Here is a 16,445-nt window from a genome sequence, read left to right on the forward strand (position 1 = left end):
GTAATAATAAACAATGAGATAATATGAACATGAAACATAAAGCTATCTACCCCGGAACATTCGATCCCATTACTTCAGGGCATGTTGATATTGTCACTCGCGCTGCGGCCATGTTTGATCATGTGCTATTAGCCATTGCCAATAGCCAACGAAAAAGCCCAATGTTTACCCTTGATGAGCGTGTTGAGCTGGCAAAACAAGTCACTTCTCACCTAGATAACGTTGAAGTTGTTGGATTTTCGGAGCTTATGGCAACGTTTGCTCAAAAACACAACGCAAATATTTTAATTCGAGGCGTTCGCTCAGTTGCTGATTTTGAATATGAATGGCAACTGGCTAATATGAATCGCCATTTTGTGCCTGATCTTGAAACGGTCTTTTTATTACCATCACAAAGCTTATCGTTTGTTTCTTCATCTTTAATCAAAGATGTTGCACTACATGATGGCGATGTCTCTTCATTTTTGCCGCCTATCGTCTCAGAGGCAATGCTGAAAAAACTCAATAAAGCATAAAATTTTACGATACTAAATTGTTACTTTTGGCACTGCCGACAAAAAAATGTACTGCGTTGCCCCTGCTTGATAGTTTCGATGGGTGTCCCACATATTGAGCAGGGCTCACCTTTCTTACCGTAAACAAAAAGTTCTTGCGCAAAATAACCCGGCTTACCATCAGACTGAAGAAAATCTTTTAATGTGGTACCACCTTGCTCTATTGAACGTTGTAATACTTTTTTTATCTGAGTGACGAGTTCCGTTGCATCGACTAAAGTCAATGTATTGGTAATTTTCTCAGGCGAAATTTTAGCCGCAAACAGTGCCTCGTTCGCGTAAATATTGCCGACACCAACCACAATTTTATTGTCCATCAGCCACGGTTTTATCGCTGTTTTTCTTTTGGCGGCAAGCTCAAACAAATACTCGGCATTAAACTCATCAGATAAAGGTTCAGGTCCTAGATGAGCAAGTACCGAACTCGTTTCTAAATCGTCACACCATAGCCAAGCACCAAAACGTCGAGGATCAGTATATCGCAGGACTTTTCCATCTTTCATTATCAAGTCGACATGGTCATGTTTTTCTTCAGGTAGTTCTTCAGCCAATATTCGAATACTGCCCGACATTCCCAAATGAACAATAATCCAACCTTTGGTAAGCTCAATGAGTAGATATTTTGCACGTCGCTGTACGCTGAGCACAAGTTCATCCGATAGACGCTCAATTTGCTCACTCACAGGCCAACGCAAACGGCCATTACGCACAATCGCATATGAAATGATGTTACCGACTAAATGAGGTTCTATTCCCCTGCGGCTGGTTTCAACTTCAGGTAGTTCTGGCATGTTAAAACTCTTCTTTCAGATTATGAATACCATTTATGGATCACACTTTGAAGCTCGTCTTTCACAATCTCCCACGTGAAATTATGATAAGCATACTCTTTAGCATTTTTTGCTATATCAAAGGCATTTGGATGATTTAAAACATGATGAATGTCTTCTGCCATCATTATAGGTGAAAGTGGTTCCCTAAAAATAAAACCTGTTTCATTATGAGTAACAAATTCAATCATCGCGCCTCGCTGACTTGCAATAACAGGGCGACCAGAGGCCATTGCTTCGAGAGCAACCATACAAAATGGCTCATTAGTTATCGAAGGTACGGCAATAACATCAGCAATAGAGTAATAATGTCTAACTTTATCGGGATGAACACCGCCCAAAAAAATACATTGATCTCCTAAGTTTTTAGCATAGCTTTTTACTTCATCTTGATATTTTGCTAATTCACCTTTCGATGCTGCATTAGGATCGCCAACAATCACTAGTTTATAATGCTTATCATCACTAAAAAAGGTATTACAAGCTTGCATTAGCTCAAGCAATCCTTTATCTCTAGTAATTCTTCCAGCAAATAATACGATTTTATCTTTTGCATTTAAGCCAAAATTTTCGCGCTGAACTTCAGGAGGTAAAGCATAAATTTCGCCATCAAAGCCATTACGAACAACTTCAATTAGCGCATGAGGTAAACGTTCACGAAACCAATTTTGCATGAAACGACTAGGTACGATTAACTTTATGTCTTCAGGAAGATTTTCAGGTTCAAAGCAGTTGTGCATATGTAATACAACATTGCTATGCCATTCTTTTTTAATTATTTTTTTGAATAACTTAATATTATTATGAACAAATATAACGCTTTCATCAGTATTTTGGGCAAATTGTCTTTTTATTTTAACAATCCTATCCGCGTATGAATAAGGGTCTAATCGTGTCCATTTTTTAAAAAGTCGCGTATAAATTTTACCGAATTTAATACGCTCAATCGCGCAGTTGTCATTTACATCACTATGGCTTGTATAGCCTTCATTTTGTATACAAATAATCCGATTTTCTATATCTAATCTTTTAGCGACGTTATACATCCAGGACTCAACAGCGGCAGCACTTTTAGGTGGTATAGAAAAAATAGGAGTAACAGTAAATATAGCTTTTTTAATCATGATATTATCTTTTTTTACCATTAAGTTTTTCAAAAAGGTATTTTATACCTGAAATACAACCTGCAACTAAAGCACCCTGCTTAAATAAATGCTTATATTCTTTCTTCCTTTCCACAAACTTTGTTGCTGGTTTTAAATCTGTAATTGCCCATGGAGATTGTTCTAGTGCACGATAAAAAGATTGTGAAGCAGGATAATTCGCCCATGTATGCCAAGGTTTTGTTACCCCAGTGTAATGAATTAGCACTGTATCTATTGTGATTATGTCGCTATATTTTTGATGTGTAGAGTCATAAAGCTCATTTTTTAAGGTATAAATCGTATTAAATCGCTTATCAAGTAACACGAGTTTATCTTTCAAAAGAAGATTTAATACATCCTGATCTGGATATTTATATAACACTTTCGCATTATCAGCAGATAACAGTTCAAAACATTTCGTTGTTATTTGCTCTTCATGCCATTTTTTTAAATTAACAAACATGACGCCTGAGTTAAAATAAGTGTCAACTAATTCAGGTGTACGTAAACGAGATCCACTTTTAGTTCTCACCCCTAAATCATCAGCAATAACACCACAAACACTATTTTCGATTAGACTTGTTGCTAAACCTAACGAACCATTACATATAACATCAGCATCTAAATATAATGCATAGTCATAATCGCTTGATAAATAATCGAAAGCTATTAAACGAAAATACATTGCAGATGACCAAACATCTGAAGATGGTAATTTCTTTAATAACGCATTATCTAATTCATACACAATAATTTCAGCTGAAAATTGTTCCGTTATTTGTCTGAGCTTATCTAAAAATTGAGTGTCAACTGTATTAAAGAAAAAATGAAATCTAAAAAAAACGTGTGGATTATTAATCAGCAAAGATACTGCTGAAACACCTGCGCCGAATTGATAGTTCTCATCAGAACCATAAATAATATCTATACAATTAACTTGAGAGCTATTGCTTTTAGCTTTTAACACTTGTTTATGTGTAACAATACTATTCATGGCTAGTCTTTTCCTTTTGCTCATTAGGGTTATGCCCCATCATTGCAATTAAAAACCCGAGCAAAATTCCTAATGGCTTTAGATCAATTTGTTCAAACATTCCTCTCACAAGGTAGAAGCTAACTAAACTGATCAACAACGCCATAAAAGAAAAGTAAATTTTTGATTGAGAGGTACTATGGCATATTCCCTTTAAGGAGGAATAACACATTGCGAAAAATACCAATCCAAAGGATATAAGTCCCATAATGCCGGCACCAAACCAAGTATATAACCAAATATTGTGCGGGCCTATAGACGTTCTGAATGTCCATGTTGGATTATTTTTAACAACACTATTATATTTTTCATGATATATCTTATCGCCAAATCCATAACCTACAATAGGCTTATCCATGATAAGTTCAAAAGCAGTGCCTTGAGTTCCATTTTGATATCGATGTGTACTATCCGTTTGCTCTAGTTTATAAAATAATTTTTTGGTCACATCTGGATAAGTGGTTTTTAATACCACCAAGGAAATCACCATTATCCCCAACCCAATCCCGATGAGTTTCCAAGGACGTTTAAAACATAAAAAAATAATTGCAGCGGCAGCAACAGCCACCCAAGCGCCTCGAGATAAAGTGCCTAGTAAAACAAATAAAAAAACAACGCTTAGCGAGTAAAAATAAACTAACTTTGATTTAGGAAGTAAATACCAGAGAATAGGAATAATGGGAAAGAAGAAGACTAAAGCATCAGAAACATGTCTAAAATCATACGTCGTAAACGGAAGAACTCCATTATGATACGCGACATAATATCGATATAATTCAATTAGTAAAATCACGACTAATGATACTGTAAAACTAATAAGCAATAAGCTAGATATACTTTTCTGATTTTCTTTATACAACAAAATAGGAAATAATATCGATAACGATAATATTCCATAATTCAATAAGTTATTATTGATTGCCTTTATCGATACACTAGGTATTGAAGAGTAACTTATGGTTATATACAAAATAGCAGAGAACAACAAAACTAAGTACAAAACTTTATTATTAAGCGTTTTTAAAACATTTTTAGTGTCAATACATAGATAAATGAGTGCAGTCGCTATCATCAAATAAAACAAAATATGCTTATATCTTGTCACATTTTCTACAAAAAAAAGAGCGACAAATAAAAAAATTAAAAATCTATTATACTTCGAAAGAAGTATTTTATTTTTTTCTAAAAAAGACATAGTCAGCCCAATTATTTATTCAGTTTAGCTAAAAAATATTGAAAGTGTGTTTTTATGCCTTGGCAATATAGTCCTTGATTAGTTTGATGCTTAGCGCAATACCTTAAATGATTACTACTCTTTGCTTTTAATAAAGGAATATTTTTCCACGGAGATGCATTTTTAGCATCAATAAAAGGCTGAGATGTCGCATAATTAGCCCATTCATGCCATGGTTTTGTCGGTCCAATATAATGAATAAGAATAGTATTCTCGGTGATTGGATTCTCTTTTTTACCCTTTTGAAGCTCATAATTTAAGCTATATTGCGTATTGTATTTTTGATCAAGATAAATCACTTTCTCAGTTAAAAGCATATTTAAAATATCTTGATCAAGATAAGAAAGCTTTGCTTTCACTTCCTCTTGAGATAATAGCGCCATTGCTTTTGTTGATATATTATCTTTAGCCCAATTGACTAAATTAATAACTAAGAAGCCTGCATTAAAATACCCTGTTGCAATACTTGGAATACTTAACGCATCAGCTCTTTTTTTCCACCATACACTGTCTCTTTCGGGTACAACTGCTGCAATTTCATTTTGATCAAATTTGATATCTAATAACTCTTTCAGCGACCCTTGACACATGATATCTGCATCCATATAAATCAGACGCTCTAAGTGGTCAGAAAAGTAATCAGCAATAATAAAACGAAAATACGTAGCATATGACCAGTTTTTAGTACTTGGTAATGATTTTAATTGTTCACAGTCAACTACATAAATTTGAATGCTTGTTTTATATTGTAATGCAAGGTCATGAAAAAGCTGAGATTGTTCTTCATCAAAATAATCAGTAAACACATGGAAAGAAAAAGAAATATTCGAATTATTTTTAAGTATTGAAGCAATTGATATACCACAGCCATATAGAAAATTACGATCGATACCGTAAGAAATATGTAAGCTATCACTACTATCAATAACGTCAGATGATGATAAATCAATCTGTTTAATTACCGCATTTTGCTTATCAAAAAACATTTCTTTTTTCTCTCTTCTTTCTATTTAATTTATAATGATTTTCTAGCTGTTCGTTCTTCAATCCGCTCGGCTTTACTTTCAGCCTTTGCTATCAACCGCTTTTCTTGAAGTAAAATTTCTTTTAAAGATAAACCAAAATAAATTTTTATAAAACGAAAAATATCCCGTTGGGTTAAACCAATGTTCAATGATGAATAATATAAACCAATTAAGTCTTTATCACGCCAGCGAGTAGGAACTACCGTTCTTAATTGTGCACGATGTAAGTCAATGACCGATATTTTTAATTCACTTTGATTACCCGTGAAAGGTAAATGAAGTAAAAAATGACAGATATAACAATCACGATGGTTAATACCAGTGGCGTGCATTTTGCGTACCATCTCTGCCACTCGATGAATAATCATCCGCTTAACGTTAAATTCAGGCGGCTCCGTTAACCAATTTGCGCAGTAATCTTCTAAACTTATTGTTGGCGTTAAGTCTTCAGTGACAATAAAAGAATGACGGCGTAAAGGATTCATACCTCTTTGACCAAATGCTCGGCCATTCATTGTATCAACACCCACTTTAGATAATTGATGAATCGCATTCCATTCTCTATCGGCACCTAAAACAGGCAAGCGAAATGAAATCAAATTCTTAAAAACTTCTTTCAATGAGGTGCCATAATGAATTTTAATAAAATAGCTTCGACCTTCAAGCTCAAAACGTAATGTTCTGCGGCTTTCTAATGCACGAAAAACTTCACCATGCAATTTATCGGCTTCGACAAAAGGGTCTTTATTTTTCCATAATTCACTAAAAGGCGTTTTTAATTCAATCATTTTGGCATCCTAAAATAATATCAGCCGCCTTCTCCGGTAAACTATATAAGTCTTCCGTATCTGCAAAATATTGCGCATTATTCATCCACTGAGTTAGCTGTTGTTTATTTTGCAAACTCTCCGATAACGCTCTATTCAATTTAACTTGCTCAAAAGGCTCTTTAATTACAATACCGCATTGGGCTTGGTCAATAAATGACGCGTAACCACACACTTCAGTCACAATAACAGGTAAACCCGCCGTTATCGCTTCCAATAAGACAATTCCAGCAGCTTCTTGATATGCGGGATGCATTAAAATATCTGCTGCTGCCATCAATTGTGCAATATCATCACGCCCACTGAAAAAAGAAACTTGTTCAGCAATACCGAGTGTTTTAGCGAGACGCTGATACTTAGCGGGTTTATCTTGTCCCACGACCATCAATAACGTATTTTTTCTGATATTTTCAGGTAAAGATGCCATCGCATGAAGCGTTCTATCAACCCCTTTACGTTTAAAATCAGAGCCAACTTGCAGTAATAAAAACGCCGATTGGGGAATTTGATTTTTTTCACGGTAAACGCGTTTTGCCTCTGCAATCTGCTTATCATATTTTCTATCCTGTGCAATGCCAGGCGGTAACATATGAAAGCGCTCAGATTCAGTAGAATAATGTTTTTTGAAATGTGTAATTTGATGTGGAGTAAGCATCAATAATTGAGTCGATTTACCTTGCTCAAAAACAGCCTTTTCAAAAGCTATATAATGCTTATAACGTGGTGTTAACTTATAAAAAAAACCTTTTTCATTAGCTACTTTTTCTGCGTAACAAACATCAGCGGCATAATAAATGTCTAAACCTGGCATTTTATTAAAACCGACAACTCGGCTAACCGGATGTTGTTTAAGGTGTGTTAGTACCCACTCACAGTATTGGGTATTTCGCCCATGATTGGTGCTTGAAGTCACGGGGACAATAATCACTTCAAGCCCTTCAGGTATTTCACCTTCCCAAGATTGGGTATAGACGCGAATATGATAGCCGCGATTTTGGCAAGCCATCGCAATACGTAAAAAATCACGCTGTAAACCGCCAAAAGGGAAATATTTATACAGACAAAATGCCACTGTCATTTAATACCCCACATATTAATATCTTTTCATCATTGAGCGGATATTCATCGGTAACAATTTTTCTGTCGCTTTAATCACATCAGATGCAGGGATGATAGACAAATATTTTTTACTTCTATCTAGCTCATCTCTTGGTGGCATTGGCTCATAATCACCGGCCCAAAATAGCTCTGCATTATCACTCCATGGACGCCAAAACACATAATTTGTTGCACCAAAGAGGCAAACAATCGGTGTTTTTACCGCTGCGGCAATGTGCATTGGGGCAGAATCGACTCCAATAAATAATGCCGCATGAGCAATAAGTGCACCAAGTTCAGGAAATGAGGTCTTACCCGCTAACTCGGTTATTGGCTTAACTTTGCAGCCAGAGGCAATATTATTGATACATTCAATATCTTCTTTACTCGGGCCAGAAGTGAGCACCACTTGGTAGCCGCGAGATTGTAACGCATCAATCACTTCTGAAAATTTTTCATCATCCCAGCATTTAAACATTTGGCGAGCGGTCGGCTGGATAACAACATAACTACTGTGTACACCTAGTTCTAATAACTTTTGGTCAATATTTTTCCAATCTTGCTCTGTATATGACATCGTTAAATGTGTTTTGAGTTCTTTGATTTCTAACGGTTCAAGCACAGAGAGATTATTCATGACCACATGTTCACCTTCGGGAACACTAAGGTGCGTAAAGCTATTACGCCAATATTGGGTATTTCGATGGTTAAATTGATGAGAAATTTTCATTTCAGCAGGGATGGCTCGCACAAGTAGAGATACCATCCACTGATCAGCTAAATTTACCACTAAATCATATTTATTTTTGCGTAGCTTCAGCAGCAATTTGATAAAATTACATGCTTTATTAATCGCACCACTTTTTCTGCCTGCTATTCCATATAAGGCATTTATCTCGCTATTTTCCGATAAAATGGGGATCGTATCCTGATAAAGCAGAACATCAATTTCGGCATCTGGATATTGGTGTTTCAATGAGCTGATAACGGGCGTCGTCAGCAACATGTCCCCATGAAACCTCATCTTGATAATAAGAATTTTTTTAAACTGTTTTTTCACCAGGCACTCTTAATCAATTTTATAGGTAAAATGAAAAATTACTTAACAATAATGTTATTTGACAATAAATAATATTATTAATTCAATGAATACTTAGTATGTTACTACTTTCAGGATAACGGTTATAGCTTTTAATCACTATCACATTGAGTGCTTATAGCGCTTATTAATAATAATTTAAGAAATAAAAAAACCCAGCCGAGGCTGGGTTTTTTACGCAGAAAGCAAAACTACTTGATTTTTGCTTCTTTGTAGATCACATGCTTACGAACAACTGGATCAAATTTTTTCAATTCCAGTTTTTCAGGCATAGTGCGCTTGTTCTTCGTAGTGGTATAGAAATGACCTGTACCTTCTGAAGAGACTAGCTTAATTTTCTCGCGAATACCTTTAGCCATTTTTTAGCTCCTTAGTACTTCTCACCACGGGCACGCAGTTCAGCAAGAACAGCATCAATACCCTTTTTATCGATAACACGCATACCGTTAGCAGATACACGCAGTGTTACGAAACGTTTCTCAGACTCAATCCAGAAACGGTGAGAGTGCAGGTTTGGCAAAAAACGACGTTTAGTCGCGTTTAATGCGTGTGAACGATTGTTACCGCTCATTGGACGCTTGCCGGTAACTTGGCAGACTCGTGACATGTCTATTCTCCAAAAATCTAATCAGCTCGAGCTTTATGTTCTGGGTATGGCCGCCTCGTCAGGCTTTGGAGCCCATCTCAGCAAACTTTAAGTGACTAAAAAAACCGTCATTACCTAAGTAAAAATTTACTGAGATAGGCTCTTCTCGCCAAACCCGAGATCCTTAAAGGTGCCGTAGTATACGCTTTCAATCGTTTCCACTCAAGCCCAACACAACGAAAGTTGTCATTTTTTAGTCAAAAAAATGAATTTATAGCCATCCTCGCTCAGTAAATGATACGCAACTTTTGTGTCCGACCACAAAATGGTCGAGTAATTTAATCCCCATTATTGAACAAGCACTGTGAATGCGCTCAGTAACCTGCCTATCTGCAACACTAGGTTCGGGATTACCTGAAGGATGGTTATGGGCTAAAATAATAGCGCTAGCATTCATTTTAATAGCAAAGCGAATAATTTCACGTGGATGAACTTCAACTCGATTCAAAGTTCCTTTAAACATTTCTTCCTGACAAATAATCTGATGCTGATTATTTAAAAATAGCACCATAAAGACCTCTCGCTCTTGTCCTGCAAACAACTCTAAAAGCCGAGTTTTTAATAATTCAGGTCCCGACATTACATCTTCATGTAGGAATTGTTCAGAAAAAAAACGACGAGCTAACTCACTAACCGCTTGTAATTGCGTAAATTTACATGCCCCCATCCCTTTACATTGCGCCAACTTAGTATAATCCGCTTGTAGTAATAGATATAGCGAACCGAATTCCTTAAGTAAGCGCTCTGCCAATTGCAAAACAGGTTCTCCTTGACTGCCTGTTCTTAGGAAAATAGCGAGTAATTCTGCATTTGATAGCGCAGCAGCACCATACGCCAATATTTTTTCTCGTGGCAACAATGCCAAATGTTCATTCATTACTGCGTCCTTTCATGCCCCACTTTCTTTCTCACTTTTCTACATAGTTAAATACGTAACAACAATAAAGTAGGCAAGGCTTTGCGTAACGCTTCGCAAAAATAACACCATGATGCGAAATCAAGCGCTCTCACCTAATCTGTTGATGTGATAATATGCCAGCCATATTGGTCAATCGGATAAAAACAATGACTCAACTATCAGGTAAACACGTTGTTCTTGGCATTAGTGGTGGTATTGCCGCTTATAAAATTCCTGAATTAACCCGTCGTTTACGGGATGAAGGCGCTCTTGTTCGTGTCGTCATGACATCTGCGGCCAAAGCGTTTATTACCCCTTTAACATTACAAGCAGTTTCAGGATACCCTGTCGCTGATGATTTACTTGATCCCGCGGCAGAAGCTGCAATGGGGCATATTGAATTAGCAAAATGGGCTGATATCATTATTTTAACACCAGCAACAGCTGACTTACTTGCACGATTAAACGCAGGAATGGCCAATGATTTGCTCACCACGGTTTGTCTTGCCTCAGCCGCGCCTATTGCAATAGTCCCTGCAATGAACCAACAAATGTATCGTGCCGCTGCAACACAAGATAATTTAATCAAACTGAAACAACGGCAATATAAAATCTGGGGGCCTGATGATGGCAGCCAAGCTTGTGGTGATATTGGTCCCGGCCGCATGATTGACCCATTAGAAATTGTTCGCCTAACTCGTGAACACTTCAATTCCAAAATAGATTTACAAGGCATTAAGCTGATGATTACTGCGGGCCCAACCCGTGAAGACTTAGATCCTGTCCGCTTTATCAGTAATCATAGTTCAGGAAAAATGGGATTTGCTATCGCACAAGCCGCAAGCGAGCGGGGTGCTCAAGTGACATTAATTTCTGGCCCTGTAAATATTGAAACGCCTATTGGTGTTAATCGCATGAATGTTACCAGTGGTTTAGAAATGTATGAAAAAGTACATCAAACCATTGAACAACAAGATATTTTTATCGGTTGTGCCGCAGTAGCAGATTATCGAGCAAAAACTGTCGCCGAAAATAAAATCAAGAAACAAGGTGATGAAGTAACAATTATACTGGTTAAAAACCCAGATATTGTTGCCAGTGTCGGAAAAATGAAGCAAAATCGACCATACGTCGTTGGCTTTGCAGCAGAAACTCAAAATATTGAGGATTATGCACGCCAAAAACGACAACAAAAACAACTAGACTTAATTTGTGCCAATGACGTATCTCTTGCAGATAACGGATTTAATAGTGATAACAACGCATTACATCTATTTGATGCATCAGGTGATGTCAGATTGCCACATTGTAGTAAAATTGAATTAAGCCACTATTTACTTGACGAGATACTCCAACGTTATGAAAAAAATTGATCTGAAAATTCTTGATCCGCGCATCGGTAATGAATTTCCACTACCCACTTATGCAACTACGGGTTCTGCAGGTTTAGATTTACGTGCATGCCTTGACGCATCGATTGATTTGGCTCCTGGCCAAACAGTCCTTATTCCTACTGGCTTAGCTATCCATATCGCTGATGAGCAACTCGCTGCGGTGATATTACCGCGTTCAGGCCTTGGTCATAAACATGGTGTCGTACTCGGTAACTTAGTCGGTTTGATTGACTCTGACTATCAAGGCCCCCTGATGGTATCAGCTTGGAATCGTGGTGATAAAACATTTACCATTGAACCTGGCGAACGTCTGGCTCAAATGGTTTTTGTCCCTGTTGTCCAAGCTGAATTTAATATTGTAGATAGTTTTGATGCAACAGAGCGTGGCGAAGGTGGTTTTGGTCACTCAGGTCGCCAATAAGCCTATTTATCTTTCGTTAAAGTGCGTAATAGTGCCTATCAGAGGGATATATCTTTTGTATAAAAATAATCATTACGCACTTATTAAAGAAAAATAACTTAGATTTAATCAACGTATCTATAATTTTTAATACTCTTTTGCTCTGTATAGCTATTTACTCAGCGCAAAATTTTGGATAGTTTGTTTTGCTGTTTTAGCAGGGGTCTTATCAGACATGGCAGAAAAAGCGATAACAAAAAAGCGTAACAGACGTGAAGAAATTTTACAGGCTCTCGCGTTGATGTTAGAAAGTAGTGATGGTAGCCAGCGTATTACAACCGCAAAACTGGCTGCTACAGTCGGCGTATCCGAAGCCGCACTCTATCGTCATTTTCCTAGCAAAATGAAAATGTTCGATAGCTTGATTGAGTTTATTGAAGACTCATTGGTTTCACGTATTAATCTCATTTTAACTGATGAAAAAGATACTATTATCAGAGTAAAATTAATTTTAGCGTTGGTTTTAGGTTTTTCAGAGAAAAACCCTGGCTTAACGCGTATAATGACAGGCCATGCGCTCATGTTCGAGCAAGATAGGCTCCAAGGACGCATTAATCAATTATTTGAACGTATTGAATCGCAACTGCGACAAGTACTGAAAGAGAAAAAAATACGTGATGGTCATGGTTTTCTGCATGATGAATCACTACTTGCTTCTCAACTATTAGCCTATTGTGAAGGTATGCTTTCGCGCTTTGTACGATCTGAATTTCGTTACCGACCAACCGTCGAATTCGAAGCTCGCTGGCCTTTAATTTTAGCTCAGCTACAATAATCAATTATTCCAGCAAACGATTATTTATACTACTCACCCCGCCCGTTATTGGGCGAGGGCTTTTTTTATCTGCTTTTAACTAGATCCCATATTGTTCACGATATGCTTTCATTGCAGCTAAGTGTTCGTGCATATCATCTTGTTCAGTAAGATAAGTAATTAAATCACTCATAGTAATAATCGAATAAACCTTACAGCCATAGTCACGTTCTATTTCTTGTACCGCTGAAATTTCACCTTTACCTTTCTCTTGACGATCTAAAGACAAAAGCACGCCACTCAATATGGCTTTTTGCTGTTTAATGATTTCCATTGATTCACGAATAGCCGTACCTGCCGTAATAACATCATCAACGACCACAACGCGACCTTGTAAAGGACTGCCAACCAAAACGCCACCTTCCCCATGATCTTTTGCTTCTTTACGGTTAAAGCAATATGGCATATCGATATCATGATGCTCAGCTAATGCAACCGCCATTGTCGTTGCGATTGGGATGCCTTTATAAGCAGGGCCAAAGATAACATCACACTCAATCGTACTTTCTTGTAGTGCCTGCGCGTAGAAACGACCGATAAGAGCCAGGTCACGCCCCGTATTAAATAGCCCCGCATTAAAAAAGTATGGGCTTTTACGGCCTGATTTCAGTGTGAACTCACCAAATTTAAGTACCTGTTTTTTCATGGCTAGTTCAATAAAATCGCGCTGATAGGCTTTCATTAGTCATTCTCCTCATTGATTAATATTTATATAATTTCAGAATATATAATTCATATTCAGTTATTCATGTTCGACAAACCGTTAGACATAAAAAAGGCGACTAATCAGTCGCCTATTCAATAATACGTTTATTTCAGCGCTTCTCGCTGAGCTTCGAAAATGGTGTCTAGCCCCGTTTTCGCCAGAGCAAGTAAAGCAAGCAACTCTTCATGACTGAAAGGCTCGCCTTCTGCTGTGCCTTGAACTTCAATCATACGTCCATCGTCCATCATCACCACATTCATATCGGTTTCAGCGGCTGAATCTTCAACATATTCAAGGTCACACAAAGCTTCTTGCTTAACAATTCCCACAGAAACTGCGGCAACCATTGATTTTAATGGGCTTTTCTTTAATTTTCCTTGCTCAACCATATTATTCAGCGCATCAACCAATGCAACGCAAGCACCAGAAATTGCAGCAGTACGCGTACCACCATCTGCCTGAATAACATCACAGTCTAATGTAATGGTATATTCACCCAGTTTTTTCAGATCAACGGCAGCGCGCAATGAGCGAGCAATCAGTCGTTGAATCTCCATTGTACGGCCAGTTTGTTTTCCACGAGCGGCTTCACGTTGATTACGCGAGTTAGTTGCACGAGGCAACATACCATATTCTGCGGTAACCCAACCTTGGCCTTGACCTTTTAGAAAACGTGGAACGCCTTCTTCCACTGTTGCATTACATAACACCTTGGTGTCGCCAAACTCAATAAGAACAGAGCCTTCCGCATGCTTTGTATAGTTACGCGTAATTTTTATCGGACGCATTTGGTCTGCTAATCTATCTGATGGGCGCATGGTGTTATCTCCATTATCAACTCAAATTGGAACGCATTATACGTCGTTAAATAGATAATGCCTATCCTGTCATTCTCCATAGCGCTATAATATCTTCATCTTGATGATGATAGGAACGAATTATGATCCGTAGTATGACTGCTTTTGCCCGTCGTGATATCAAGGGTGAATGGGGGAATGCGGCTTGGGAGCTGCGTTCCGTAAACCAACGTTATTTAGAAACGTATATCCGTTTACCTGAACAATTTAGAAGCCTTGAACCCGTGATCCGTGAGCGTCTTCGTTCACGTCTGACGCGTGGAAAAGTAGAATGTAACTTACGTATTGAGTTAGATGATGCTAATCGTGGTGAGTTAATCCTTAATGAAAAACTCGCTCGTCAGCTGATTACCGCTGCCAATTGGGTTAAAAATTACAGCCACGAAGGAGAAATCAATCCTCTGGAAATTTTGCGTTGGCCGGGTGTAATGTCTGCTGGTGAGCAAGATTTAGATACGATTAGTGAGCAACTCATGGCAGGACTTGATGAAGCTATCAATGCCTTTATCCAAAGTCGCGAATCTGAAGGTGCTTCATTACAGACATTAATTGAACAGCGCCTCGATGGTGTATTAGTTGAAGTTGCAAAAGTACGTCAGCACATGCCTGAAATTTTAAAATGGCAACGTGAACGTTTGCAGTCTAAATTAGAAGAGGCTGACATCCAAGTTGATAATAACCGCCTTGAACAAGAGCTAATTTTACTGGCTCAGCGTGTCGATGTGGCTGAAGAATTGGACAGATTAGAATCTCACGTTAAAGAAACGCGCAATATTCTTAAGAAGAAAGAGGCTAATGGCCGCCGTCTTGATTTTATGATGCAAGAATTTAACCGTGAATCAAATACCTTAGCCTCTAAATCGATTAATAGTGAAGTCACTAACTCTGCCGTTGAGTTAAAAGTATTGATTGAACAAATGCGAGAACAAATTCAGAACATCGAATAACCTTTCTCAACATTTTAGAGTCACTCATTAAGTCAGCCGATACGTTGTATTAGCTGGCTTTTTTACTTTTAGTGAATAATCAAAAGTCCAAATTTGAATATTCCTCTAAAAATAAACTCTATCTCTATATTTGAAAGAATCACCTATTAAATGTACAATACAAATGTACATTTAAGGAGGCATATTATGCGTACATATACTTCAACTCAAGCTCGTGCCAATATTTCTGAAGTGCTAGATGCAGCAGTCCATGGCGAGCCCATTGAAATTACTCGTAGAGATGGTAGTTCAGCAATAGTTATCAGTAAAACTGAATTCGAGGCGTATCAAAACGCTAAACTAGATGCAGAGTTTGATACCATAATGCAACGTCACGGACACACTGTAGAGGCGCTAACGAATCGATGATATGGATTAGTGCACAAGAAGTTATTGCTTTCCATGACCGCATATTACAACGTTTTCCCGGCGTTAGCGGTATGGCAGATGTCGGCAGAGCTGAAGCACTAATTTATCGAGTACAAAATCGTACTCACTATGAAAATATCACAGATATTATTGAATTAGCAGCAACCTATTGGGTTGCCATTGCCCGTGGTCATATTTTTCATGACGGCAATAAACGTACTGCATTTTTTGTGACAATGACTTTTCTTTATCGCAATGGTATTAAAATCCGCGATAATGACTGTACACTTGAAAATCTAACCGTAGAAGCGGCAACAGGCGAAAAAACTGTTGATCAATTAGCACAGTGCCTACGTGAATTAATTGATAAAAATAGCTGACCTACAATACAAACTAGTCACACCATGCTTAGAATACCTTCGCGATCACTCAGGTTGATGACGAAACCCAACGATATCATTTTAGCTATA

The 16,445-nt window shown here is 37.6% G+C and carries 20 protein-coding genes; 7 read left to right on the forward strand and 13 right to left on the reverse strand.

From position 1 onward, the window contains the following. Window positions 1-29 precede the first annotated feature (29 nt). Window positions 30-515: a pantetheine-phosphate adenylyltransferase gene (coaD, locus tag AAZR93_RS16760; RefSeq protein WP_294110165.1), complete on the forward strand. Its 486-nt coding sequence runs from the start codon at window positions 30-32 to the stop codon at window positions 513-515. 20 nt (window positions 516-535) lie between these two features. Here the strand turns inward: coaD and mutM are convergent, their stop codons facing one another. From mutM to radC, 11 genes are all read right to left on the reverse strand, one after another. Continuing rightward, window positions 536-1,345, reverse strand: coding sequence for a bifunctional DNA-formamidopyrimidine glycosylase/DNA-(apurinic or apyrimidinic site) lyase (mutM, locus tag AAZR93_RS16765; protein ID WP_434720477.1), 810 nt, complete (start codon window positions 1,343-1,345; stop codon window positions 536-538). Window positions 1,346-1,365: 20 nt separating this feature from the next. After that, window positions 1,366-2,529 (reverse strand): glycosyltransferase, encoded by a 1,164-nt coding sequence (locus AAZR93_RS16770; RefSeq protein ID WP_434720478.1) that lies wholly within the window; start codon window positions 2,527-2,529, stop codon window positions 1,366-1,368. Further along, window positions 2,513-3,523, reverse strand: coding sequence for a glycosyltransferase family 8 protein (locus AAZR93_RS16775; RefSeq protein ID WP_434720479.1), 1,011 nt, complete (start codon window positions 3,521-3,523; stop codon window positions 2,513-2,515). The genes AAZR93_RS16770 and AAZR93_RS16775 overlap by 17 nt, the downstream gene beginning before the upstream one ends. Beyond that, window positions 3,516-4,757, reverse strand: coding sequence for an O-antigen ligase RfaL (gene rfaL, locus AAZR93_RS16780; protein WP_434720480.1), 1,242 nt, complete (start codon window positions 4,755-4,757; stop codon window positions 3,516-3,518). The genes AAZR93_RS16775 and rfaL overlap by 8 nt, the downstream gene beginning before the upstream one ends. A gap of 11 nt (window positions 4,758-4,768) precedes the next feature. Further along, window positions 4,769-5,782 (reverse strand): lipopolysaccharide 3-alpha-galactosyltransferase, encoded by a 1,014-nt coding sequence (waaO, locus tag AAZR93_RS16785; protein WP_434720481.1) that lies wholly within the window; start codon window positions 5,780-5,782, stop codon window positions 4,769-4,771. A gap of 29 nt (window positions 5,783-5,811) precedes the next feature. Continuing rightward, window positions 5,812-6,609 carry a lipopolysaccharide core heptose(I) kinase RfaP gene (gene rfaP / locus AAZR93_RS16790; RefSeq protein WP_434720482.1) on the reverse strand — a complete coding sequence of 266 codons (798 nt, stop codon included), beginning with the start codon at window positions 6,607-6,609 and terminating at the stop codon, window positions 5,812-5,814. Next, window positions 6,602-7,726 carry a glycosyltransferase family 4 protein gene (locus AAZR93_RS16795; protein ID WP_434720483.1) on the reverse strand — a complete coding sequence of 375 codons (1,125 nt, stop codon included), beginning with the start codon at window positions 7,724-7,726 and terminating at the stop codon, window positions 6,602-6,604. Before AAZR93_RS16795 ends, rfaP begins: the two co-directional genes overlap by 8 nt. A gap of 15 nt (window positions 7,727-7,741) precedes the next feature. After that, window positions 7,742-8,806 (reverse strand): lipopolysaccharide core heptosyltransferase RfaQ, encoded by a 1,065-nt coding sequence (rfaQ, locus tag AAZR93_RS16800; protein WP_294110105.1) that lies wholly within the window; start codon window positions 8,804-8,806, stop codon window positions 7,742-7,744. Window positions 8,807-9,036: 230 nt separating this feature from the next. Next, window positions 9,037-9,204 (reverse strand): 50S ribosomal protein L33, encoded by a 168-nt coding sequence (gene rpmG, locus AAZR93_RS16805; protein ID WP_004265124.1) that lies wholly within the window; start codon window positions 9,202-9,204, stop codon window positions 9,037-9,039. 11 nt (window positions 9,205-9,215) lie between these two features. After that, window positions 9,216-9,452 carry a 50S ribosomal protein L28 gene (rpmB, locus tag AAZR93_RS16810; protein ID WP_294110040.1) on the reverse strand — a complete coding sequence of 79 codons (237 nt, stop codon included), beginning with the start codon at window positions 9,450-9,452 and terminating at the stop codon, window positions 9,216-9,218. A 250-nt stretch (window positions 9,453-9,702) separates the two neighbouring features. Next, on the reverse strand, window positions 9,703-10,368 hold the full coding sequence (gene radC / locus AAZR93_RS16815; protein ID WP_294110038.1) for a RadC family protein: 666 nt from the start codon (window positions 10,366-10,368) through the stop codon (window positions 9,703-9,705). A gap of 188 nt (window positions 10,369-10,556) precedes the next feature. Between radC and coaBC the strand changes: the two genes are divergently transcribed. From coaBC to slmA, 3 genes are all read left to right on the forward strand, one after another. Further along, the gene (gene coaBC / locus AAZR93_RS16820) at window positions 10,557-11,762 is read left to right on the forward strand and encodes a bifunctional phosphopantothenoylcysteine decarboxylase/phosphopantothenate--cysteine ligase CoaBC (RefSeq protein WP_434720484.1); all 1,206 of its coding nucleotides are present in this window, start codon (window positions 10,557-10,559) and stop codon (window positions 11,760-11,762) included. Continuing rightward, the gene (gene dut, locus AAZR93_RS16825; RefSeq protein ID WP_294110032.1) at window positions 11,749-12,204 is read left to right on the forward strand and encodes a dUTP diphosphatase; all 456 of its coding nucleotides are present in this window, start codon (window positions 11,749-11,751) and stop codon (window positions 12,202-12,204) included. The genes coaBC and dut overlap by 14 nt, the downstream gene beginning before the upstream one ends. Window positions 12,205-12,418: 214 nt before the next feature. After that, on the forward strand, window positions 12,419-13,018 hold the full coding sequence (gene slmA / locus AAZR93_RS16830; protein ID WP_294110030.1) for a nucleoid occlusion factor SlmA: 600 nt from the start codon (window positions 12,419-12,421) through the stop codon (window positions 13,016-13,018). Between the two features lie 79 nt (window positions 13,019-13,097). Here the strand turns inward: slmA and pyrE are convergent, their stop codons facing one another. Continuing rightward, window positions 13,098-13,739 carry an orotate phosphoribosyltransferase gene (gene pyrE / locus AAZR93_RS16835; protein WP_294110028.1) on the reverse strand — a complete coding sequence of 214 codons (642 nt, stop codon included), beginning with the start codon at window positions 13,737-13,739 and terminating at the stop codon, window positions 13,098-13,100. A gap of 128 nt (window positions 13,740-13,867) precedes the next feature. Next, the gene (gene rph, locus AAZR93_RS16840) at window positions 13,868-14,581 is read right to left on the reverse strand and encodes a ribonuclease PH (RefSeq protein ID WP_294110026.1); all 714 of its coding nucleotides are present in this window, start codon (window positions 14,579-14,581) and stop codon (window positions 13,868-13,870) included. Window positions 14,582-14,703: 122 nt separating this feature from the next. On the opposite strand from rph, the gene AAZR93_RS16845 reads away from it, so the two are divergent. The 3 genes from AAZR93_RS16845 to AAZR93_RS16855 all read left to right on the forward strand — a co-directional run bounded on the left by AAZR93_RS16845 (window position 14,704) and on the right by AAZR93_RS16855 (window position 16,355). Beyond that, on the forward strand, window positions 14,704-15,567 hold the full coding sequence (locus tag AAZR93_RS16845) for a YicC/YloC family endoribonuclease (RefSeq protein WP_294110024.1): 864 nt from the start codon (window positions 14,704-14,706) through the stop codon (window positions 15,565-15,567). Window positions 15,568-15,753: 186 nt separating this feature from the next. Then, a complete protein-coding gene (locus AAZR93_RS16850) occupies window positions 15,754-15,975 on the forward strand; it encodes a type II toxin-antitoxin system Phd/YefM family antitoxin (RefSeq protein ID WP_336431009.1) in 222 nt (73 codons plus the stop codon). Further along, the gene (locus AAZR93_RS16855; protein ID WP_434720485.1) at window positions 15,972-16,355 is read left to right on the forward strand and encodes a type II toxin-antitoxin system death-on-curing family toxin; all 384 of its coding nucleotides are present in this window, start codon (window positions 15,972-15,974) and stop codon (window positions 16,353-16,355) included. The genes AAZR93_RS16850 and AAZR93_RS16855 overlap by 4 nt, the downstream gene beginning before the upstream one ends. The last annotated feature ends 90 nt before the right edge of the window (window positions 16,356-16,445 follow it).

Origin of the sequence: Providencia sp. Je.9.19, assembly GCF_051129765.1 — a bacterium.
Taxonomy (GTDB): Bacteria; Pseudomonadota; Gammaproteobacteria; order Enterobacterales; family Enterobacteriaceae; genus Providencia.